The sequence below is a fragment of the Sodalis sp. (in: enterobacteria) genome, from assembly GCF_047607725.1.
Lineage (GTDB): Bacteria > Pseudomonadota > Gammaproteobacteria > Enterobacterales > Enterobacteriaceae > JBLKSS01.
The window spans coordinates 1-22605 of record NZ_JBLKSS010000043.1 but is presented as its reverse complement, the minus strand read 5'-3'; the positions used below and the strand labels follow the sequence as shown (position 1 = coordinate 22605).

The 22605-nt window shown below is 56.9% G+C and carries 17 protein-coding genes and 5 pseudogenes; 16 read left to right on the top strand and 6 right to left on the bottom strand.

Annotation, left to right across the window (positions count from 1 at the left end; genetic code table 11):
• Positions 1 to 305 precede the first annotated feature (305 nt).
• From fur to ACMX3H_RS04890, 4 genes and pseudogenes are all read right to left on the bottom strand, one after another.
• Positions 306 to 773: a ferric iron uptake transcriptional regulator gene (gene fur / locus ACMX3H_RS04905; protein ID WP_025422954.1), complete on the bottom strand. Its 468-nt coding sequence runs from the start codon at positions 771 to 773 to the stop codon at positions 306 to 308.
• Positions 774 to 1093: 320 nt separating this feature from the next.
• Positions 1094 to 1609 carry a flavodoxin FldA gene (gene fldA, locus ACMX3H_RS04900; RefSeq protein ID WP_415210014.1) on the bottom strand — a complete coding sequence of 172 codons (516 nt, stop codon included), beginning with the start codon at positions 1607 to 1609 and terminating at the stop codon, positions 1094 to 1096.
• A 278-nt stretch (positions 1610 to 1887) separates the two neighbouring features.
• The gene (ybfE, locus tag ACMX3H_RS04895) at positions 1888 to 2175 is read right to left on the bottom strand and encodes a LexA regulated protein (protein ID WP_415210013.1); all 288 of its coding nucleotides are present in this window, start codon (positions 2173 to 2175) and stop codon (positions 1888 to 1890) included.
• A 179-nt stretch (positions 2176 to 2354) separates the two neighbouring features.
• Positions 2355 to 3087 (bottom strand): annotated as a pseudogene (locus tag ACMX3H_RS04890) (alpha/beta fold hydrolase).
• Between the two features lie 213 nt (positions 3088 to 3300).
• Between ACMX3H_RS04890 and ACMX3H_RS04885 the strand changes: the two are divergent.
• From ACMX3H_RS04885 to ACMX3H_RS04855, 7 genes and pseudogenes are all read left to right on the top strand, one after another.
• Positions 3301 to 3972 carry a replication initiation negative regulator SeqA gene (locus ACMX3H_RS04885; protein ID WP_415210012.1) on the top strand — a complete coding sequence of 224 codons (672 nt, stop codon included), beginning with the start codon at positions 3301 to 3303 and terminating at the stop codon, positions 3970 to 3972.
• A 20-nt stretch (positions 3973 to 3992) separates the two neighbouring features.
• Complete coding sequence (gene pgm, locus ACMX3H_RS04880; RefSeq protein WP_415210011.1) at positions 3993 to 5636, top strand: phosphoglucomutase (alpha-D-glucose-1,6-bisphosphate-dependent); 1644 nt, start codon at positions 3993 to 3995, stop codon at positions 5634 to 5636.
• Between the two features lie 436 nt (positions 5637 to 6072).
• Positions 6073 to 7026, top strand: a pseudogene (locus tag ACMX3H_RS04875) (DUF523 and DUF1722 domain-containing protein).
• 15 nt (positions 7027 to 7041) lie between these two features.
• Positions 7042 to 7323 carry a deoxyribodipyrimidine photo-lyase gene (locus ACMX3H_RS04870; protein ID WP_415210010.1) on the top strand — a complete coding sequence of 94 codons (282 nt, stop codon included), beginning with the start codon at positions 7042 to 7044 and terminating at the stop codon, positions 7321 to 7323.
• Between the two features lie 302 nt (positions 7324 to 7625).
• On the top strand, positions 7626 to 7859 hold the full coding sequence (locus tag ACMX3H_RS04865) for a hypothetical protein (RefSeq protein ID WP_415210009.1): 234 nt from the start codon (positions 7626 to 7628) through the stop codon (positions 7857 to 7859).
• A gap of 279 nt (positions 7860 to 8138) precedes the next feature.
• Positions 8139 to 8758: pseudogene (locus ACMX3H_RS04860) on the top strand (FAD-binding domain-containing protein); the annotation flags it as partial.
• A gap of 37 nt (positions 8759 to 8795) precedes the next feature.
• A pseudogene (locus ACMX3H_RS04855) lies at positions 8796 to 9465 on the top strand (Nif3-like dinuclear metal center hexameric protein).
• 39 nt (positions 9466 to 9504) lie between these two features.
• On the opposite strand, the gene ACMX3H_RS04850 reads toward ACMX3H_RS04855, so the two are convergent.
• The gene (locus tag ACMX3H_RS04850; RefSeq protein ID WP_415210008.1) at positions 9505 to 10785 is read right to left on the bottom strand and encodes a citrate synthase; all 1281 of its coding nucleotides are present in this window, start codon (positions 10783 to 10785) and stop codon (positions 9505 to 9507) included.
• A 616-nt stretch (positions 10786 to 11401) separates the two neighbouring features.
• Between ACMX3H_RS04850 and sdhC the strand changes: the two genes are divergently transcribed.
• The 9 genes and pseudogenes from sdhC to ACMX3H_RS04805 form a co-directional block, all read left to right on the top strand.
• A complete protein-coding gene (sdhC, locus tag ACMX3H_RS04845; protein ID WP_415210016.1) occupies positions 11402 to 11791 on the top strand; it encodes a succinate dehydrogenase cytochrome b556 subunit in 390 nt (129 codons plus the stop codon).
• Complete coding sequence (gene sdhD, locus ACMX3H_RS04840; protein WP_415210007.1) at positions 11785 to 12132, top strand: succinate dehydrogenase membrane anchor subunit; 348 nt, start codon at positions 11785 to 11787, stop codon at positions 12130 to 12132. Before sdhC ends, sdhD begins: the two co-directional genes overlap by 7 nt.
• A gap of 3 nt (positions 12133 to 12135) precedes the next feature.
• On the top strand, positions 12136 to 13902 hold the full coding sequence (sdhA, locus tag ACMX3H_RS04835; protein ID WP_415210006.1) for a succinate dehydrogenase flavoprotein subunit: 1767 nt from the start codon (positions 12136 to 12138) through the stop codon (positions 13900 to 13902).
• Positions 13903 to 13917: 15 nt separating this feature from the next.
• Positions 13918 to 14634 (top strand): succinate dehydrogenase iron-sulfur subunit, encoded by a 717-nt coding sequence (locus ACMX3H_RS04830; RefSeq protein WP_415210005.1) that lies wholly within the window; start codon positions 13918 to 13920, stop codon positions 14632 to 14634.
• Between the two features lie 210 nt (positions 14635 to 14844).
• Positions 14845 to 17652 carry a 2-oxoglutarate dehydrogenase E1 component gene (sucA, locus tag ACMX3H_RS04825; protein WP_415210015.1) on the top strand — a complete coding sequence of 936 codons (2808 nt, stop codon included), beginning with the start codon at positions 14845 to 14847 and terminating at the stop codon, positions 17650 to 17652.
• 15 nt (positions 17653 to 17667) lie between these two features.
• On the top strand, positions 17668 to 18888 hold the full coding sequence (gene odhB, locus ACMX3H_RS04820) for a 2-oxoglutarate dehydrogenase complex dihydrolipoyllysine-residue succinyltransferase (protein WP_415210004.1): 1221 nt from the start codon (positions 17668 to 17670) through the stop codon (positions 18886 to 18888).
• A gap of 114 nt (positions 18889 to 19002) precedes the next feature.
• Entirely contained in the window at positions 19003 to 20169 is a 1167-nt protein-coding gene (gene sucC / locus ACMX3H_RS04815) for an ADP-forming succinate--CoA ligase subunit beta (RefSeq protein WP_415210003.1), read from the top strand.
• Positions 20169 to 21041, top strand: a complete 873-nt coding sequence (gene sucD, locus ACMX3H_RS04810) for a succinate--CoA ligase subunit alpha (RefSeq protein WP_415210002.1) — start codon at positions 20169 to 20171, stop codon at positions 21039 to 21041. Before sucC ends, sucD begins: the two co-directional genes overlap by 1 nt.
• Before the next feature lie 843 nt (positions 21042 to 21884).
• Positions 21885 to 22466, top strand: a pseudogene (locus ACMX3H_RS04805) (cytochrome ubiquinol oxidase subunit I); the annotation flags it as partial.
• Positions 22467 to 22495: 29 nt separating this feature from the next.
• Here ACMX3H_RS04805 and ACMX3H_RS04800 read toward each other — a convergent pair.
• Positions 22496 to 22605, bottom strand: a 110-nt coding sequence (locus tag ACMX3H_RS04800) for a transposase domain-containing protein (protein WP_415209556.1), incomplete at its 5' end; no start/stop codon positions are given.

The following is a 22605-nucleotide window of genomic DNA, read 5'->3' as shown; positions in this document are numbered from 1 at the left end:
CTACGCAAAGAGCAAGGAGTAGCCAGCACAGGAAAAATAGACTAAAACTGAGTCAGAAGATGAGCGAACACGTGATCGAATATCACTGGAATGGGTGATCGGAAAATATCGGAATAACTGATCGGATGTCGCCGGAACAGGTGATCGGATACGTCGGAATCTGCAGGGAGCAGGCCTTGGGGCAAGTAAAGAGGAAAATGGAACATTACGCGTTGTAAAGGCAAGGCGAAAAAAAACCGCCGCAGGCGGTTTCTCTTAATACGGTCGTGATTGTACGGCGGTAACCTGACGGCGTGGGGCGGATGTCAGAATTTTACGACGTGCGGATCATCTATATCATGCAAGGTTTCATCTTCACGGCAGTCGCCTTCCGCGCAATGGCCATAAAGATAGAGGCTGTGGTTAGTCAGTTTGATGTTGTGCTTTTTCGCGATGTCGCGCTGGCGCGCCTCGATAAACTCATCGCGAAATTCGATGACCTTGCCGCAATCCAGGCAAATCAGGTGATCGTGATGGTGTTGCTGGGTGAGCTCGAAAACCGATTTGCCGCCCTCAAAATTGTGGCGGGTGACAATGCCGGCGTCATCGAACTGATTGAGTACGCGGTAAACGGTGGCCAGCCCGATTTCCTCACCCATATCGATCAGCTTTTTATACAGATCTTCCGCACTGACGTGGTGGCATTCCGGGTCTTGTAACACTTCCAGGATCTTGAGCCTGGGAAGGGTCACTTTCAGGCCGGCCTTCTTTAATGCGATGTTATTGTCAGTCATGCGGGTTTGGTCCTGTTACTTGATAATCAAGTTATAAGCTAACACAGCTTATAACAATCGGCGGCCCGAAAAATGTATCACTGTCTCATTATAGAACTCGCGGTCAGGAATGAAAAAAAGACTCATTTTCATTATAGCCCACTCAGCGAGTAAGGACTATGCTACCTCTTTAGGTTTAAAAAATCACACAAAGTGTGGTGCCATTGTACTGCTTTGGCGGAAAAAGTTACAAAATTGTAGCTATCAATTTGAAAGGAATTATTTATCAAGCATACAATGCGGCGTCCTGCCGTCCGGGGAGGCCGGACGGCGGTAAGGCGTTAACCCAAATTCATCTCTTCGCGAACCTGTTTGACCCAGCCGTCGACGCGTTCGGCCGTGAGCTCGGGCTGCCGATCCTCATCAATGGCCAGGCCAATAAAGTGGTCGTCGTCGGCCAGTCCCTTGGACGCCTCGAAATGATAACCGGTGGTGGGCCAATGGCCGACCAGGGTGGCGCCGTGGGGTTCAATAATGTCCCGCAGGGTGCCCATCGCGTCGCAGAAATACTCCGCATAATCTTCCTGATCGCCGCAGCCGAACAGCGCAACAATCTTGCCGCTGAAATCGACATCTTCCAACGAAGGGAAAAAATCATCCCAGTCGCACTGCGCTTCGCCGTAATACCAGGTCGGGATACCCAGCAGCAGCCGGTCGTACTGTTCCAGATCTTCTTTGCTGCTTTTGGCGATGTCAAATACATCAGCAACATCGGTACCCAGTTGCTTTTGAATCATCTTGGCAATATTTTCGGTATTGCCGGTGTCACTGCCAAAAAAAATGCCTACACTCGCCATGAATATCAAACCTTATAAATATTAAGGGTATGCTCAATCGTCAACCTTAAGCTGATAAGGGCAATGATAGCAGACCCTCATTTAAGGAGATACCTGCCGGCGGGGGGTTTTTGCGCCAAATCCGCCCGCCGTTATCAAGCGCCCGCCGCGCCGTTGCCGGCGTGGTGCCTGTGCCACAAATGAGCGGCAGGCTGACGCGGGGGCCTGCTCCGTGTCACCGGTCAGTCAGCTTGATACCTGTCACACACATTACGCTCCGCTGACGCGGGACCCCTCCCTCAGCCAGCGGGCCGTTGGCGCTCAAGCTCCGCCAGCAGGATAAGTTCGATAAGCTCACTGCGGGAAATATCCCGCTGATCGGCCAATTTGTTCAGCGCATCCACCGCCTGCGCGTTGATTTTCAATTCCACTCGACGCAGCCCGCGCACTTTGTCGCGCCGCAACTGGTTACGCTTATTGATTCTGAGCTGCTCATCTCGTGAAAGGGGACTGGTCTTCGGCCGTCCCGGGCGGCGTTCATCCGTAAATAAATCCAGCGTGGTGCGCTCCGTTTGTTCTTTTGCCATAGTTGATGAAGGGAATATGCAACCGTAAGCGGCGGGGTCGCCGGCGGGTGGCCTGAGCCCTGGCCGGCGTCCTCCGTAGCGTTAGTTTCACCGGTCCCTGGAGGTTGCCGGCATCCAAAAAACCAGTCATCTTACCCCAGTGAAGTGGGTGACGACAATGGCTAACTGCCGCGCCCGCCTTATCCCTCCGCCAGAAAACGCGCGACGGCGCGCAGCACCGCCTCGGGTTTTTCGGCATGAACCCAATGGCCGGCGCCGGCCACTACGTGTGTGCGGGCGTGGGGAAATTGCTGGCGGAAAGTATCGCGGTAGCGGTCATCCAGATAGGGGGAATTGCCGCCGCGGACAAACAGTATCGGCCCCGGCAGGGGGCCTGCGTCTGCCAGCCGATAATGTCGGCGTAATTGTGTTTGATGCTGTCAAGAGCGAAACGCCATTGTCCCTGATGGAACGATTTCAGTAAAAACTGAATGGTGCCCGGATCGTCGATATCCTGTTCCATCAGCCGCGTGGCGTCGCTGGGCTGCGTCACCCCGGCCTGGCTGACGCGCGCCAGGGCGGCGAAAATGGCGAGGCCACCGGCGCCATATCGATCACCACCGCCGGTGCCAGCGCGCAAAGCGTCATCGCCACTTTGCCACCCATGGAATGACCGATGACGATACAGCGCTCAATAAGCAGCGCGTCTAGTAACGCCAGCACATCCCGTGCCATTTCGTCATAGCTCATGGTGGGTGCGTGGGGGGACAGGCCGTGGTTGCGCAAATCAATTTGCAGCGTGCGATGATTTTCACCCAGGGGACGGGGCAGTACGCCCAAATTATCCAGACTGCCGAACAAACCGTGGATCAGCACCACCGGCAGACCCTGTTCCGGCTGGCGCGCCGTCTGCAGCCGATAGTTCAATTTCATAGCGCTCCTTTTGCTGCGGATAAAAGCAGTAGCCTAGCATGAGTTTGGCACCGCTAACGCCGCGGCGGGGGAAAAAACGGCGCGTGCGCCAGCGGGCCGATTGCCCGGGCAGATTCTGACTTTTTCACCACAACGGCGGTTGGTGCTGTTCGTTGCCCGGGTTTAACTTGTATAATCGGGACGATTGATTTATGTGGAAATTAACGGATTACAATGAAAACTATTGAAGTCGATGAAGATCTTTATCGCTATATTGCCGGCCATACGCAGCACATTGGCAAAAGTGCCTCTGATATTTTGCGCCGTATGTTGAAGTTCACTCCCGGCGCCGACAAAGCGTCAACCCCCGCACCGGCGGTGACTTCTGCGGCAAAACCCTCAGAAAAATCGGAATCTGTTCGTCCACTGCCCGAGAGGGTTCGCGCAATGCGTGAATTATTGCTCTCAGACGACTATGCTTTGCAACGCAAGGTAGTGGATCGTTTCATGCTGGTGCTGACCACCCTGACCACCCTGACCACCCTGACCACCCTGACCACCCTGACCACCCTGACCACCCTGACCACCCTGACCACCCTGACCACCCTGACCACCCTGACCACCCTGACCACCCTGACCACCCTGTACACCCTGTCGCCGCAGGCCTTCGCAGCGTCTACCGAAACACTGCACGGCCGTACCCGCACGTATTTTGCCGGCGACAGGCTAACGCTGCTGCAAAGCGGCCACCAGACCAAACCAAAACAGGTGCCCGGTACGCCTTATTGGGTCATTACCAATACCAATAGCGACCGCAAACGGAGCATGATTGAACATATTATGCTGGCGATGCAGTTCCCAACGGAGCTGATAGAAAAAGTTTGCGGCACTCTTAAATTTAATTGACTAGCAACGGAGAAGCTCCGATGGCCAATCACCCCCGCGCCGGGCAGCCCGCCCGCCAGAGTGATTTAATCAATGTGGCACAATTAACGTCACAATATTATGTATTGCTGCCTGAGCCGGGCAACAGTGCCCAGGCGGTAAAGTTTGGCACCTCGGGACACCGCGGCAGCGCAGGACGCCATAGCTTCAACGAAGCCCACATTTTGGCCATCAGTCAGGCTATCGCCGAGGAGCGCGCCAAGCAGGGTATCAAGGGGCCCTGCTATGTGGGCAAAGATACCCATGCGCTCTCCGAACCGGCGTTTATCTCGGTGCTGGAAGTCCTGACCGCCAACGGCGTGGAAGTGGTTGTGCAAGCGGACAATGGCTATACGCCGACGCCGGCGATTTCCAATGCCATCTTGAGCCACAATCGCGGCGGCGGCGCGCAGGCCGACGGTATTGTTATCACTCCTTCCCATAATCCGCCAGAGGATGGCGGCATCAAATATAATTCGCCCAATGGCGGGCCGGCCGACACTAACGTCACCCGGGTTATTGAAGAACGCGCCAATGCGCTTTTGGCGGATAATCTGCGCGACGTCAAACGCCTGACGCTGGACAAAGCCTGGCAAAGTGGCCATATCCACGCCAAAGATCTGGTGCAACCCTATGTTGAAGGGTTGGCTAGCGTGGTGGATATGCCGGCCATTCAACGCGCCGGGCTGAAATTGGGCGTCGATCCGCTGGGCGGCTCCGGCATCGCTTATTGGCAGCGCATTGCCGAGCATTACCGGCTGGATTTGACGCTGGTCAATGAAGAGGTCGATCAGACGTTCCGCTTTATGCATCTCGATCATGACGGCATCATTCGCATGGACTGTTCGTCGGAATCGGCAATGGCGGGGCTGTTGGCGCTACGCGATAAATTTGATTTGGCGTTCGCCAACGATCCGGACTATGACCGGCACGGTATTGTTACACCGGCGGGCTTGACGAATCCCAATCATTACCTGGCGGTGGCGATTAACTACCTGTTCCAGCACCGCCCCCAATGGGGCGATGAGGTGGGCGTGGGTAAGACGTTGGTCTCCAGCGCCATGATTGACCGGGTGGTTGACAGCCTCGGCCGCCGGCTGGTGGAAGTGCCGGTAGGCTTCAAGTGGTTTGTGGATGGCCTGTTTGACGGCAGTCTGGGTTTTGGCGGCGAAGAGAGCGCCGGGGCGTCATTCCTGTGCTTTGACCGTCAGCCCTGGTCCACCGACAAAGACGGGATCATCATGTGCCTGCTGGCGACGGAAATTACCGCCGTGACCGGCAAAAATCCCCAGCAGCATTATGATGAACTCGCGCAGCGCTTTGGCGCGCCCAGCTACAACCGCATTCAGGCGCCGGCCACCCACGCGCAGAAAGCGATTTTGTCCAAGCTGTCCCCCGAGCAGGTCAGCGCCAGCACGCTGGCGGGCAATGCGATCACCACGCGGTTGACGGCGGCGCCAGGCAACTGCGCGTCCATTGGTGGGCTGAAGGTGATGACGCAAAACGGCTGGTTCGCGGCCCGTCCTTCCGGTACGGAAGAAGCCTACAAGATCTACTGCGAAAGCTTCCTCGGCGCAGAGCACCGCCAGCAGATCGAGAAAGAGGCGGTGGATATCGTGAGCGACGTGCTGGCAGGGGCGAAATAAGCCCCCGGCTGCGGCGGGTCATGCCCGATGTGACCTCCAGCGAACCCAACGGGTATTATCCTCAAAGCGAATGCGGTTCGCGAACCCAGCTGGCGTGATTGTTGCCCGCTAAGGGGTACCGCAAATCAAGCGGGCTCTTCGGTGCTCGATAAGGCTGTTCACAAGCCCTGCAGGCGAGATTGCTGCCCGGTAAGGCGTTCAGCGAAACAAGCGGGCACTCTTCATGGCCCGATAATGTCGGCCCGGCGCCAATCGGGCATTTATATCGCCGTGACGCGCGCGGCGAGCCCCCCGGCCATCATCCGATGGCCGTTTTTTTGGTTGCCGTTAACCCGTCCCGGCGGGGGCGGCGCCGGCAATATGTTATTGCCCGCCAGCGGAAACAGTGAAATTCGGCTACGCTTTGCCTACCCGAAACCCTCCACAGGAGCCGAGCATGAGCAGTAGGATCCCCGTCGGTATCAGCGCCTGTCTGATGGGTGAAAAGGTCCGCTTTGACGGCGGCCATAAACGCCTGGCGTTCGCCATGGATGATTTTGCCCCGTTTGTCGCCTTCACCGCCATCTGCCCCGAAATGGCTATCGGACTGCCAACGCCGTGTCCGGCGCTCAGGCTGGTGAAAAATCTCAACGATCACATCACGTTGCGCACGAGCAAAGAGGCGAACCCCATGGATTACACCGCCAGCATGGAAGCATTCGCGCGCCAACGGGTACGTCAGCTCGCCGATCTCTGCGGCTATATCGTCTGCGCCAAATAGCCGAGCTGCGGTATGGCGCGGGTAAGGGTCTATGAATCACAGGGGGTGCAAAAAACCGGCGTGGGTCTGCTTACCCGTATATTGCTGGAGCAAATGCCCTGGCTGCCGGTAGAAGAGGATGGCCGGCTGCAGGATGCTCAATTGCGGGAGAATTTCGTGGCGCGGGTATTTACCCTGTGGGAATTCAACCAACTGATGCGCCAACCCCTGACCCGCGACGTGCTGATGGCCTTTCACCGCCGTTATAAGCTGTTATTGCTGGCGCATTCGCAGCCGGCTTATCGGCGCATTGGCCCTTTTGTCGCCAGTATGGACCGTTGGCCGTCGCTTGACGCGTTCGCCCTGGCGTATCGCGACCGGCTGAGGGCGCTGTTGCGCCACCCGGCGACCCGGTGTAACCATACTAATGTGCTGATGCATGCGCAGGGATATTTTTACCGTTACCTCACCCGCGCGCAGCGCAGTGAACTCACCGGCTTGATTGACAGCTATCGCCAGGGGCTGCAGCCGTTGCTGGCACCCATCACGCTGCTGAAACATTATATGGTCGAATATCCTAATGCCTGGCTCGCGCAGCAGCGCTATTTTGAACCCTATCCCGAAGCGCTGCGGCTGCGTTACGGACATTAACTCTACGGATGTTTTATGACAACCCATCTGCTCTGGCTGCGCAACGACCTGCGCTTACACGATAATACCGCGCTATATGCGGCCTGTCAGGATCCCCCCGCGCGGGTGCTGGCGGTGTTTATCGCCACGCCGCAGCAGTGGCGGGATCACGACATGAGCCCGCGCCAGGCGGAATTTATCCGCCAACATCTGTGTCATCTGGCCGACGACCTGGCGGCGTTTTGCCAGCGCGAACGGGTGGATAGGCTGTTTTATAACTATCAATATGAATTCAACGAGCGGGAGCGTGACCGGTAACTGGAGCGGCGGAACGGCGACGACACGCAGTGCCAGGGCTTTGATGATAGCATGCAGCCGCCGCCGGGCAGCGTCCACACCGGCAACCAGCAGATGTACAAGGTCTATACGCAATTTCGTAACGCCTTCCTGCACCGGCTCGAAGAGCAAGATCCGGCCTGCCTGCCGGCGCCGCGAGCGGCCCCTGCGGCAAGACATGCGAGATCGCGCCGTTTGATTATCCCACCACGCCCCCCGGGCAAGACTATCCCGCCGGTGAAGCGGCCGCACTCTCCCGTCTGCGTACCTTTTGTCATCAACATTTGCAGGATTATCACCGCGGCCGCGATATTCCGGCGTTGGACGCCACCAGCCGGCTGTCCGCCTGGCTGGCGATCGGCGTTCTATCGCCTCGCCAGTGTTATCAGCGGCTGAGCCAGGCGTCCCCCCAAGCACTAACGCCGGGGCAGAGCTGCGCCTTCACCTGGCTCAATGAACGTAAGCGCCCCGTGGAGGACGTCTTGAATTATTGGTGGGTTTGTTGTATGAGACAGTAAACCTACGTTACACGCTTATGCTCATTGCATTTTCACATTGTATTGATTTTAACAACTTTTATTTCCATCCCGGTTTGAGTGATATGAAATTAGTGGTTCTGAAGTTTGTGATAGTGTCCATTAAAATTTAAGTGGACACTATCATCGCCGGATTATCCATGATCTGACAGCCGTCCCTTATATAGGATGCGGGTTCACTAGGCATCGTAGTGGAACATATTCTTACCGGGCCATACAACAAACCCACTAATAATTCAAGACGTCCTCCACGGGGCGCTTACCAATGAACTAATATGGTGCGATTTTTACCGCCATCTGCTGGTGGCCTGGCCGGCTGTCGCCATCAGCCGTTTATTCCCTGGACGCGCCACGTCGCCTGGCGGCAGGATGATGACCTGTTCGACGCCTGGTGTGCGGGTCGCACCGGCTATCCCATTGTCGATGCCGCCATGCGACAACTGGGGGAGACCGGTTGGATGCACAATCGGCTGCGAATGATCACCACCAGTTTTCTGGTCAAAGATCTGCTTATCGATTGGCGCCGGGGCGAGCGCTATTTCATGTCGCAGCTTATCGATGGCGATCGGGCGGCCAATAACGGCGGCTGGTAATGGGCGACCTCCACCGGCACCGATGCCGCGCCCTATTTCCGCATTTTCAACCCCACCACGCAAGGAGAGCGTTTCGATCCCGACGACGCTTTTATCCGTCGCTGGCTGCCGGCACTCAAGCCGGTGCCGGATAATTATCTGTATCAGCCGCATCGTTGGCCCGACGCGCAGCGCGCCGGACTGGATTATCCGCCGCAGATCGTCGATCATGGCAAAGTGCGCGTACGCGCACTGGACGCTTATGAAGCGGCTAAAGCGCGGGGCGGGGCGCGGGACGAATCACGATGAGAGAGGCGAATCGATGCGCAATACCTAGCTTAAACAATTGATTAATCAAAAACTTAACAGCAGCGCGCTGGAGGACTATGCGCCCAACGGCCTACAGGTGGAGGGCCGCCAGGAGGTAAAACGCATCGTTACCGGCGTCACCGCCTGTCAGGCGCTGCTGGATAGCGCTCTGGCGCACGGCGCCGACGCGGTCATGGTCCACCACGGCTATTTTTGGAAAAACGAGGCGCCGGTGATTAGTGGTATGAAACGCCGGTGGCTGAAAACATTACTGGCTAACGATATCAATTTGTACGCATGGCATTTGCCGCTGGATGCCCACCCTGAATTGGGCAATAACGCGCAGCTCGCGGCGGCGCTGGACATTCGGGTGACCGACAGTTTGGAACCGCTGCTGCCGCAGGGCGAGTTCGCGACGCCTCTTAGCGGTGAAGCGCTGCGCCTGCGCCTTGAACAGACGCTAGGACGCCGCCGTACTGCATTGCGGCGACGGCGGGCCGGCGGAGATAAAGCGATTGGCCTGGTGTACCGGCGGCGGCCAGCCCATCGCCTGTGTTATCGAGGCCGATTTGTACCATCTGGCGCAGATCCGCCTGGGCGAGCCGATCCATTTTGTCCAATGCTCGCTGGATGAAGCACATCTGGCCTGGCAACAGCAAAGCCGCTATCTGGAGCAGTTGGCCTGGCGGCTGGCGCAGGACGACTAAGCAAGGCGCAGGGCGACTCTGCAAGGCGGGGCGGCGGGTTTATTTGCTCTGGCTATGGAAGTCCCGCTGGGGATAGCCGGTGTAGAGCTGGCGCGGACGGGCGATCTTCAGACCATCATCGTGCATCTCTTTCCAGTGGGCTATCCAGCCGACGGTACGCGCCATGGCGAAAATGACCGTGAACATGGTCGAAGGGATCCCCATGGCCTTCAAAATGATGCCCGAGTAAAAATCGACGTTGGGATACAGCTTGCGCTCTTTGAAGTACGGGTCGTGCAGCGCGATATGTTCAAGCTCCATGGCCACCGCCAGTAAATCATCCGAAAGCTTGAGTTCTTTCAACACTTCATGGCAGGTCTCCCGCATCACGGTAGCGCGCGGATCGTAGTTTTTATACACGCGATGGCCGAAGCCCATCAGGCGGAACGAATCGTTTTTATCCTTGGCGCGTTTGATGAACTCAGGGATATGTTCCACTTTGTTGATCTCTTCGAGCATCCGCAGACAGGCCTCGTTGGCGCCACCGTGGGCAGGCCCCCATAGCGAAGCGATGCCCGCCGCGATACAGGCGAACGGATTGGCGCCGGAGGAGCCGGCGGTGCGCACCGTCGAAGTGGAGGCGTTTTGTTCATGATCGGCGTGCAAAATGAGAATACGATCCATGGCGCGCTCCAGCACCGGATTGACCTCGTAAGTCTCACACGGCGTGGCGAACATCATATGCAGGAAGTTGCCGGCATAGGATAAATCATTGCGCGGGTAGATAAACGGCTGGCCGAGGGAATACTTGTAGCACATGGCGGCCACGGTGGGCATTTTCGACAACAGGCGGAACGCGGCGATTTCGCGGTGGCGTTCGACGTTGACATCCAGCGAGTCGTGATAGAACGCCGCCAGCGCACCGGTGACCCCGCACATGACCGCCATCGGATGGGAATCGTGCCGAAAACCGTGGAACAGCCGGGTAATCTGTTCATGAATCATGGTATGACGGGTGACGATAGTGCGGAACTCATCGAATTGCTCACGGGTCGGCGCTTCGCCGTTCAACAGGATATAGCAGACCTCCAGATAGTTCGACTCCAGCGCCAGCTGGTCTATTGGGAAGCCGCGGTGCAGCAAGACGCCTTTGTCGCCGTCGATATAGGTGATTTTCGATTCACAGGAGGAGGTGGAGGTGAAGCCGGGATCGAAGGTGAAATACCCTTGGCTTCCCAGGCTGCGGATGTCTATCTCTTTTTCGCCCATGGTGCCCGTTAGCAAATCCATGGCGATGGGGTCGTGCCCCTCAGGGGTAAAAGTTGCTTTACTTTCAGCCATTATATTCTCCTTAGCGCGTATAAACTCAATCTTGCACCACAGGCGACTCATAGGGCCCCGCGTTTATTTTCCGTCCGCCTTGGCGTGAAGCATGCCGGGCGCAGAGCGCAGTCTGACGCTTTACCCGAAAAGGGTGAACGAACGGTTTGCCTTGGTGGGTGAAGATTAATTGAAAATATTATTTGCTATTAATGGGCATCTTAACCTGCGGGTCAAGGCGCTTCTTACACTGTTGCATAAACTTAATCACGGAGGAAGTGTGCCGCCACTCGATAAGCGAGTTATAGCATAGAATCGGGATGATTTGTAATCAAAATGTTGCTTTATTGTCAATGTAGATGTATACCTTTTATAGGAAATGTGAGAATCGTGACGGTGCTCACTAAATCGTCCAAATGTTAACAAACTATTTGTATGGTAATTGTAATCATAATGTGAAAGCCATATACTTCAACAAGGTCTCCGGAACTCCCTGTAGTAGGAGCACCCAGCGTTATTTAACGCGTCATTCTACGCACAAGGAATTGTGGTTTTAGCACATGACGTCGCATGGTTTATCCCGTTAACGCTGTCTGAGTCCAGCCAGGACCGGAGGAAGGAATATAATAATAGCTGTGTGGGAAAAATCGTGAAAAAACAAAGGCCTGTCAACTTGGATCTGCAAACGATCCGGTTCCCCGTAACTGCAATAGCATCCATTCTTCATCGCGTGTCCGGCGTCATCATGTTTGTGGCTATCGGCATTCTGCTTTGGGTTCTCGGATTATCTCTCTCTTCCCCCGAAGGCTTCATTCAGGCTGCCACCATGATGGACAGCTTCATCGTTAAATTTATCTTTTGGGGCATTTTGACCGCGCTGGCCTACCACACCCTCGGCGGAATTCGTCACATGCTGATGGATTTCGGCTATCTGGAAGAAACGTTGGCGATGGGTAAAATCACCGAAAATGTTACATTTTTGCTAACTGTCGTGCTATCTATTTTGGCTGGAGTCCTCGTATGGTAAGCAATGCTTCAGCATTAGGACGTAACGGAGTACATGAGTGGTTATTGGTTCGTGCATCCGCCATCGTAATTTGCCTTTACATTATTTATCTGCTCGGTTTTATCCTGTTTGCTGATACTCTCACCTATGACGTCTGGCGCGGTTTTTTCGCCACCCCCATGACGAAAGTCTTTACCCTGCTAACCCTGTTTTCCATCCTGGTGCACACCTGGATAGGCATGTGGCAGGTATTAACGGATTACATCAAGCCCCTGGCGCTGCGGCTGCTGCTGCAATTGGCCATCGTTATCGTGCTCATGGTGTATTTACTTTATGGAACTGTTGTGGTGTGGGGGGCGTAGTCAATGACATTGCCGGTAAGAGAGTTTGACGCCGTGGTTATCGGCGCGGGAGGCGCGGGCATGCGCGCCGCGCTGCAGATCTCCCAGATGGGGCTCTCGTGCGCGTTAATTTCCAAAGTATTTCCAACGCGTTCCCATACGGTATCGGCGCAGGGGGGCATCACCGTCGCCCTCGGCAACAGCCATGAAGACGACTGGCAGTGGCATATGTACGATACGGTGAAAGGGTCCGATTATATCGGCGACCAGGACGCCATCGAATACATGTGCAAAACCGGCCCGGAAGCGGTACTGGAGCTGGAGCATATGGGGCTGCCGTTTTCCCGCCTCGACGACGGACGCATCTATCAGCGGCCGTTCGGCGGCCAGTCGCTGAATTACGGCGGCGAACAGGCCACGCGCACCGCCGCCGCCGCCGACCGTACCGGACATGCGCTGCTGCATACGCTCTATCAGCAGAACCTGAAAAATCACACCACCATTTTTTCCGAATGGTATTCCCTCGATCTGGTGAAAAACCAGGATGGGGTGATCGTGGGCTGCACCGCGCTATGTATTGAAACCGGCGAAGTGGTGTATTTCAAGGCGCACGCGACCATTCTCGCCACCGGCGGCGGCGGGCGCATCTATCAGTCCACCACCAACGCCCACATCAATACCGGCGATGGCGTCGGCATGGCGCTACGCGCCGGCGTGCCGGTTCAGGATATGGAAATGTGGCAGTTCCATCCCACCGGCATCGCCGGCGCGGGGGTACTGGTGACCGAGGGCTGCCGCGGTGAAGGCGGTTACTTGCTGAATAAACACGGCGAGCGCTTCATGGAGCGTTACGCGCCCAACGCCAAAGATCTGGCGGGCCGCGATGTGGTGGCGCGTTCGATTATGATTGAAATCCGCGAAGGCCGCGGCTGCGAAGGTCCCTGGGGGCCACATGCGAAACTGAAATTGGATCATTTGGGGAAAGAGGTATTGGAATCGCGTCTGCCCGGGATCCTGGAGCTGTCGCGTACGTTCGCCCACGTGGATCCGGTAAAAGAACCGATTCCGGTCATCCCCACCTGCCATTATATGATGGGAGGCATTCCGACCAAGGTAAGCGGCCAGGCGATCACCGTCAACGCCCAGGGCGAGGATGTGGTGATCCCCGGCCTGTTCGCGGTGGGCGAAATTGCCTGCGTATCGGTACACGGCGCCAACCGGTTGGGCGGCAATTCGCTGCTGGATCTGGTGGTGTTTGGCCGCGCGGCGGGGATGCATTTGCAGGAATCGCTGCAAGAGCAGGGACCGTCGCGCGATGCCAGCGACGACGACATCGACGCGTCGCTCAGCCGCTATCACCGCTGGAACAACAATCGCAGCGGCGAAAATCCGGTTGAGATCCGTAAAGCGTTGCAGGCCTGTATGCAAAACAACTTCTCGGTATTTCGCGAAGGTGACGCGATGGCCAAGGGGCTGGCGGAGCTGAAAGAGATCCGCGAGCGTTTGCATCATGCCCGCTTGGACGATACCTCGACGGAATTCAACACCCAGCGCGTAGAGTGCCTGGAGCTGGATAACCTGATGGAAACCGCTTACTCCACCGCGCTCTCGGCGAATTTCCGCACCGAAAGCCGCGGCGCCCACAGCCGTTTCGACTTCCCGGACCGTGACGATGAAAACTGGCTGTGCCACTCGCTGTATCTTCCTGAAAGCGACAGCATGACGCGTCGTAAGGTCAACATGCAACCGACATTACGCCCGGCGTTCCCGCCGAAAGTGCGTACCTACTAGGGTGGAGGATGAATCATGAAGGTTGAATTATCCATCTATCGCTACAATCCCGATGTCGACGATAAGCCGCGCATGCAGGACTATACCCTCACCATGGAGGTGGGGCGCGATATGATGCTGCTGGATGCGTTAATCCAGCTGAAAGAGCAGGATCCGAGCCTGTCGTTCCGCCGATCCTGCCGTGAAGGGGTTTGCGGCTCCGACGGCGTTAATATGAACGGTAAAAACGGTCTGGCGTGCATTACGCCGCTGTCGATGCTGCGTAAGGGCGACCATAAAATCGTCATCCGCCCGCTGCCCGGCTTGCCCGTTATCCGTGATCTGGTGGTGGACATGGGGCAGTTTTATGCCCAGTACGAGAAGATTAAGCCCTTCTTGATTAACGACGGCCGCAATCCGCCGGCGCGTGAACATCTGCAATCGCCAGAACAGCGCGCCAAGCTGGACGGGCTGTATGAGTGCATTCTCTGCGCCTGCTGCTCCACGTCCTGCCCCTCTTTCTGGTGGAACCCCGATAAATTCATCGGGCCGGCGGGGCTTCTGGCCTCTTATCGCTTCCTGATCGACAACCGCGATACTCATCAGCAGGCGCGGTTGGATGATCTGAACGACGCTTTCAGCGTTTTTCGCTGTCACAGCATAATGAATTGTGTCAGCGTATGCCCCAAGGGACTCAACCCCACCAAGGCTATCGGTCATATCAAGAGTATGTTGGTGAACTACAGCGCCTAACGGGTGCGGCCTGCTCCCCGTCCGCTGCGACGGGGCAGCGCAGGAAGCCTTTGAAAACTGGTTAGCGGCCTCGTGGCCAGCCGCTTTTCAAAGGTTCCTTCGGATACGATGACCTCGCAGGGGTGATCCGCCGGCTGAACCGCTTATATGTTATCCGATTACGGGTTAACCACGGCGAAAACTGAAGCTTAACAAGCTTAAGGGATCATGATGCAGAACGGCGCAATGAAGGCCTGGCTGGATTCCTCCTATCTGGCGGGCGCAAACCAGTCCTACATAGAGCAGCTCTATGAAGATTTTTTGACGGATCCTGACTCTGTCGATGCGAGCTGGCGTGAAATTTTTAAACAGCTCCCGACCGCGGGCGTCAGTCCCGATCAACTCCATTCCAAAACGCGGGAATACTTCCGCCGCCTGGCCAAGGACGCAACACGCTATACCGCCTCGGTCAACGATCCGGATATCGACTCGAAGCAGGTGAAAGTCCTGCAGCTTATCAACGCTTTCCGCTTCCGCGGCCATCAGCACGCCAATCTGGATCCTCTGGAGTTATGGAAACAGGAAACGGTTCCTGATCTGGACCCCGCTTTCCATCACCTCACCGAAGCCGACTTCCAAGAAACGTTTAACGTCGGTTCGTTCGCCATCGGCCGCGACACCATGAAATTGGCGGATTTGTACGAGGCGCTGAAAAAGACCTACTGCGGCGCCATCGGCGCCGAATATATGCACATCACCAATATCGAAGAGAAACGCTGGATCCAGCAGCATATCGAATCGGTGGTGGGGCAGCCGAGCTTCAGCCGCGAAGAGAAAATGCGTTTTCTCGCCGAGCTGACCGCGGCGGAAGGGATTGAACGTTATTTGGGAGCCAAGTTCCCGGGCGCCAAGCGTTTCTCGCTGGAAGGCGGCGACGCACTGATTCCTATGCTCAAAGAGATGGTGCGCTATGCCGGAAGCAATGGAACGCGGGAAGTGGTACTGGGGATGGCGCATCGTGGCCGCCTGAACGTGCTGGTCAATGTGCTGGGCAAAAAGCCGCAGGATCTGTTCGACGAGTTCGCCGGCAAGCACAAAGAGCACTTAGGCACCGGTGACGTGAAGTACCATCAGGGCTTCTCCTCCGATGTTGAAACCGAAGGCGGGCTGGTGCATCTGGCGCTGGCGTTCAACCCCTCGCATCTGGAAATCGTCAGCCCGGTAGTGATGGGGTCGGTACGGGCGCGTATCGACCGTCTGGATGAACAAAGCAGCAGTATGGTACTGCCGATCACGCTGCACGGCGACGCGGCCATCAGCGGCCAGGGCGTGGTGCAGGAAACCCTGAACATGTCCAAGGCGCGCGGCTACGACGTGGGTGGGACGGTGCGCGTCGTTATCAACAACCAGGTCGGTTTCACCACCTCCAACCCCCACGACGCTCGCTCCACCCAATATTGCACCGATATCGCCAAAATGGTGCAGGCGCCGATTTTCCACGTCAACGCCGATGACCCCGAAGCGGTGGTGTTCGTCACCCGCGGGGCGCTGGATTTCCGCAATACCTTCAAACGCGACGTCATGATCGACTTAGTGTGCTATCGCCGCCACGGCCATAACGAGGCCGATGAACCGAGCGCCACTCAGCCGCTGATGTACCAGAAGATCAAAAAACACTCGACGCCGCGCAAAATCTACGCCGACCGCCTGGAGCGCGACGGCATTATCACCCTCGCCGACGCCACCGAAATGGTCAACGTGTTCCGCGACGCGCTGGATCAGGGCGAGTGCGTGGTGAAAGAGTGGCGGCAGATGAATATGCACTCCTTCGCCTGGCAGCGCTACCTTAACCACGACTGGGATGAAGATTACCCCAGCCAGGTGGAGAGTAAGCGTTTGCAGGTGCTGGCCCACCGCATCAGCGAGGTGCCGGCCGGCGTGGAAATGCAGCCGCGGGTTGCCAAGATTTATCACGATCGCGCCGCGATGGCGCGCGGTGAAAAGCCTTTCGATTGGGGTGGCGCCGAAACGCTGGCCTACGCCACGCTGGTAGATGAGGGGATCCCCATCCGTCTGTCGGGGGAGGACACCGCCCGCGGCACATTCTTCCACCGCCATGCGGTGGTGCATAACCAGAAAAACGGCTCGAGCTATACCCCGCTGGCCCATGTCCACAACGGTCAGGGCAGCTTCCGCGTTTGGGACTCGGTACTGTCGGAGGAGGCGGTGCTGGCGTTTGAATACGGTTACGCCACCGCCGAGCCGCGCACCCTGGTGATTTGGGAAGCGCAATTCGGCGACTTCGCCAACGGCGCGCAGGTGGTTATCGATCAATTTATCAGTTCCGGCGAACAGAAATGGGGACGGATGTGCGGTCTGGTGATGCTGCTGCCCCACGGCTATGAAGGGCAGGGGCCGGAGCACTCTTCCGCCCGCCTGGAGCGCTATCTCCAGCTGTGCGAGGAACAAAATATGCAGGTATGCGTCCCGTCGACGTCGGCGCAGGTCTATCATATGCTGCGGCGTCAGGCGCTGCGCAACATGCGTCGGCCGCTGATTGTTATGTCGCCCAAGTCGCTGCTGCGTCATCCGCTGGCCATCTCCTCACTGGATGAGCTGGCCAACGGCACGTTCCAGCCCGCCATCGGCGAAGTCGACGATCTTGACCCGCAGGGCGTCAAGCGCGTCGTGATGTGCTCAGGCAAAGTCTATTATGATTTGTTGGATCAACGGTGCAAAAACGGGCAGCAGGACGTGGCCATCGTACGCATTGAACAGCTCTATCCGTTCCCGCTGCAGGCGGTTCGGGAGGCGCTGGCTCCCTATGCGCACGTTCAGGATTTCGTCTGGTGCCAGGAAGAGCCGCAGAATCAGGGCGCCTGGTATTGTAGCCAGCATCATTTCCGCGAAGTGATATCCAAGGGAGCCGAGCTAAATTATGCCGGTCGTCCCGCTTCTGCCTCGCCGGCGGTAGGGTATTTGTCCGTGCACCAGACCCAGCAGAAAAATCTGGTCAACGACGCGCTGAACGTTAATTAACAATAAGGATAGAGAATGAGTAGCGTAGATATTCTGGTGCCCGACCTGCCTGAATCGGTCGCGGACGCCACCGTCGCCACCTGGCATAAAAAGCCCGGTGACAGTGTTCAGCGTGATGAAGTGCTGGTCGAGATTGAAACCGACAAGGTGGTGCTGGAAGTCCCGGCGCCCGAAGCTGGCGTTCTGGAAACATTGTTGGAAGACGAAGGCGCTACCATTACCGCCCGTCAGGTGCTGGGGCGTCTGCGCCCGAGCGATAGCACCGGCCAGGCGACGACCGATAAATCCCAGAGCCAGGAGGCGACGTCGGCCCAGCGCCACACTGCAGGCCTGGAAGAGGGCAGCAACGACGCGCTGAGCCCGGCCATTCGCCGCCTCATCGCCGAGCACGATCTCAACCCCGAGGCCATTAAAGGCAGCGGCGTAGGTGGACGCCTTACCCGCGAAGACGTTGAAAAACATATCGCCGGTCGGCAGAGCGCCGCTCCGGCCCCGGCCGCCGCCCAGGCTGAAGCCGAGGCGCCGGCGCTCGGTAACCGCAGCGAAAAACGCGTACCGATGACCCGCCTGCGTAAGCGCGTGGCCGAACGTTTGCTGGAAGCAAAAAACAGCACCGCCATGCTGACCACCTTTAATGAGGTGAACATGCAACCGGTGATGGATCTGCGCAAGCAATACGGCGATGCGTTTGAAAAACGCCACGGTATTCGTCTGGGCTTCATGTCTTTCTATATCAAAGCGGTACTGGAAGCGTTAAAACGTTTCCCGGAAGTAAACGCTTCTATCGATGGCGAAGATGTGGTTTACCACAACTACTTTGACGTCAGCATCGCGGTGTCTACCCCGCGCGGTCTGGTCACGCCGGTACTGAAAGATATCGACGCGCTGGGCATGGCCGATATCGAGAAGAAAATCAAGGAACTGGCTGTTAAGGGCCGCGACGGTAAACTGAAAGTTGAGGAACTGACCGGCGGTAACTTTACCATTACCAACGGCGGCGTGTTCGGCTCGCTGATGTCGACACCTATCATCAACCCGCCGCAAAGTGCGATCCTGGGCATGCATGCCATCAAGGATCGGCCGATGGCGGTGGGGGGGCAGGTGGTGATTCTGCCGATGATGTATCTGGCGCTTTCTTACGACCACAGGCTTATCGACGGAAAAGAATCCGTAAGCTTCCTGGTCACGGTGAAAGAGATGCTGGAAGACCCCACTCGCCTGCTGTTGGACGTTTAACGCATGACGGCGGCGGCCCAAAGCCGCCGCCCGAGGTCCACGGTTTTGGTACCGAATTACGGCGACGCGACGCCGCGCCACTGACACTCTCCAGAAGAAGATGGAAACAACATCATGAATTTGCATGAATATCAGGCAAAAAAGCTGTTTGTTCGGTATGGTCTGCCTGCCACGACGGGATACGCCTGCAATACGCCGCGCGAAGCGGAAGAGTCCGCCTTGAAAATCGGCGCCGGTCCTTGGGTAGTAAAATGCCAAGTACATGCGGGCGGCCGCGGTAAATCCGGCGGCGTCAAAATGGTGAAATCGAAAGAAGAGATCCGCGCCTTCGCGGAACAGTGGCTTGGCAAGCGTCTGGTGACTTACCAGACGGACGCGCTGGGCCAGCCGGTCAATCAGATTCTGGTGGAAGCGGCCACCGACATCGCCAAGGAGCTGTATCTGGGGGCGGTCGTCGATCGCGGCACGCGCCGCGTGGTGTTTATGGCGTCCACCGAGGGTGGCGTGGAAATTGAAAAGGTGGCGGAAGAGACGCCGCATCTGATTCATAAAGTTGCCTTGGATCCGCTTACCGGTCCGCAGCCTTATCAGGGCCGCGAACTGGCGTTTAAATTGGGCATGAGCGGCAAGCAGGTCACTCAGTTCAGTAAAATTTTCATGGGCCTGGCGACGCTGTTTTTAGAGCGCGATCTGGCGCTGGTGGAAATCAACCCGCTGGTGATTACCAGCGCCGGCGATCTTATCTGCCTTGACGGCAAACTGAGCGCCGACGGCAACGCGCTGTTCCGCCAGCCGGAACTGCGCGAAATGCGCGATCACAGTCAGGAAGACGAACGTGAAGCGTACGCCACCCAATGGGAGCTGAACTATGTGGCGCTGGACGGCAATATCGGCTGTATGGTGAACGGTGCCGGCCTGGCGATGGGGACGATGGATATCGTCAAACTGCACGGCGGCGAACCGGCCAACTTCCTTGACGTGGGCGGCGGCGCCACCAAGGAGCGCGTGACCGAAGCGTTCAAGATAATCCTGTCGGATGAGAAGGTGAAAGCGGTGCTGGTCAATATTTTCGGCGGTATCGTTCGCTGCGATTTGATTGCTGACGGCATCATCGGCGCGGTATTCGAGGTGGGCGTCAGCGTCCCCGTGGTGGTGCGTCTGGAAGGAAACAATGCCGAACTGGGCGCCAAGCGATTGGCCGACAGCGGGCTGAACATTATCGCCGCCACGAGTCTGACCGACGCGGCTCAACAGGTTGTCGCCGCGGTGGAGGGTAAGTAATGTCTATTTTGATTGATAAAAACACCAAAGTTATTTGTCAGGGCTTTACCGGCAGCCAGGGGACCTTTCACTCCGAGCAGGCGCTGGCCTACGGCACCAAAATGGTCGGCGGCGTCACGCCCGGCAAAGGCGGCACCGAGCATCTCGGTCTGCCGGTGTTCAATACCGTACGCGAAGCCGTTGACAAAACCGGCGCCACGGCATCGGTTATCTACGTGCCGGCACCGTTCTGCAAGGACTCGATTCTTGAGGCGATCGATGCCGGCATCGAGCTGATTATCTGCATTACCGAAGGCATCCCGACGCTGGATATGCTGACGGTGAAAGCCAAGCTTGGGCAAAGCAAGGCACGCATGATCGGCCCGAACTGCCCGGGCGTTATCACCCCGGGGGAATGCAAAATCGGCATTATGCCGGGGCATATCCATCAGCCTGGCCGGGTGGGCATCGTTTCCCGTTCCGGCACCCTGACCTATGAAGCGGTGAAGCAAACCACCGACACCGGCCTCGGGCAGTCCAGCTGTGTGGGCATCGGCGGCGACCCGATCCCAGGCTCGAGCTTCATTGACATCCTGAAGCTGTTTGAAGAGGATCCGCAGACGGAAGCCATCGTGATGATAGGCGAAATCGGCGGCAGCGCGGAAGAAGAGGCCGCCGCTTATATCAAGGATCACGTCACCAAACCGGTGGTCGGCTATATCGCCGGCGTCACGGCGCCGAAGGGCAAACGTATGGGCCATGCCGGCGCGATTATCGCCGGCGGTAAAGGCACGGCGGATGAAAAATTCGCCGCGCTGGAAGCGGCGGGCGTCAAAACCGTGCGCCGTCTGGCCGATATTGGTGAAGCGTTGAAGCGTATTTTGCCGAACTGATACGCCACCGCCGGGAGCCGGCGGATAATAAACGCCGCGCGCCGCCGGCCGCGGCGGCAAGAAGATATAAAGCTGCCCGCGGGCGGCTTTTTTTACCCTAACGGCCACGTCTACGGCCGTTGTTCCGCGCATTGCCCCACGACCTCGTCGTCTAGGCTTAAGCTTGGGCCGGCTATTCGCCGCGAGAGGCGGGGCGCGCGGTGAAAAACGTTTGCCCGGCGGAGCGGAAATAACGTCACACCACAATAATGACGGCGTAATGACAGTTTTTTTCGCTATTTTAATAAACGCGCGCTATCGCGCGATGAGCCTATTTAATAGCGCTACCGCGTCAGGGACGAAGAGGACCCATTATTATTTTCATTTTATTTAATCACCGTATTTTATTAATCACACTTTAGCAACATTTCGGTGATATTGCTTTTTTTAGCTACCAATATTTAACAAAAAGAACAAAACATTGGGTTAAATCAATATTTATCCGCGCATCATATACTGTGCCGGCGGTAATGTTGCGCCAGCGCAATTTCAATGGAGACGCCGTATCGCGCCGGGTTTGATCATTATGCGGTTTTAATACCTCCATCACTAAAAAATATATTTATCCGGAGGAAATTGAGGGGTACTATACGGGCATTCCCAACCGGTTATGTTGGTATTTCTTTAAGCCGTGATCCGTCTGTGGCGCCGTTGCCCTTCTTCCCCTCAGGAGTCCGAGGCGACAGGCGGTTAATGATAACTATAAAGCCTTTATTATTCACCGCACCTTTCCGGCTGTCCTGCTCAAGGGTACGGCCGCAGCGGCGCACGTGGGATCCTTCCTGCGAGGAGCAAGGAGTCATCATGTTTGATGTCGTCGAACTATCACGATTACAGTTTGCTTTAACGGCGATGTACCATTTCCTGTTTGTGCCGCTAACGCTCGGTATGGCGTTTTTGCTGGCCATCATGGAAACGGTGTATGTGCTGTCCGGCAAACAGATCTATAAAGATATGACCAAGTTCTGGGGCAAGTTGTTCGCTATCAACTTCGCCCTCGGCGTGGCTACCGGTCTTACCATGGAGTTCCAGTTCGGCACCAACTGGTCATACTTCTCCCATTATGTCTGCGATATCTTCGGCGCACCGCTGGCCATCGAAGGGTTGATGGCCTTCTTCCTGGAATCCACCTTCGTCGGGTTGTTCTTTTTCGGTTGGGATCGCCTCGGAAAAGTGCAACATATGGCCGTGACCTGGCTGGTGGCGCTCGGCTCCAACCTGTCCGCGCTGTGGATCCTGGTCGCCAACGGCTGGATGCAAAATCCCATCGCGGCGGATTTCAACTACGAAACCATGCGCATGGAGATGGTCAGCTTCGCCGACCTGGTGCTTAATCCGGTGGCGCAGGTGAAATTCGTGCATACCGTGGCCGCGGGCTATTGCACGTAAGCGTACGCCCAGCGCCGTATTGACAGTTATTCAGCAGGGATGGTGAGGTTCCACGGCAGGAGCTCTTTAATTTTGTTGATGGGATGATCCGCGATAATCGCCAGCACATGGCGCAGATACGCTTCCGGCTCCACGC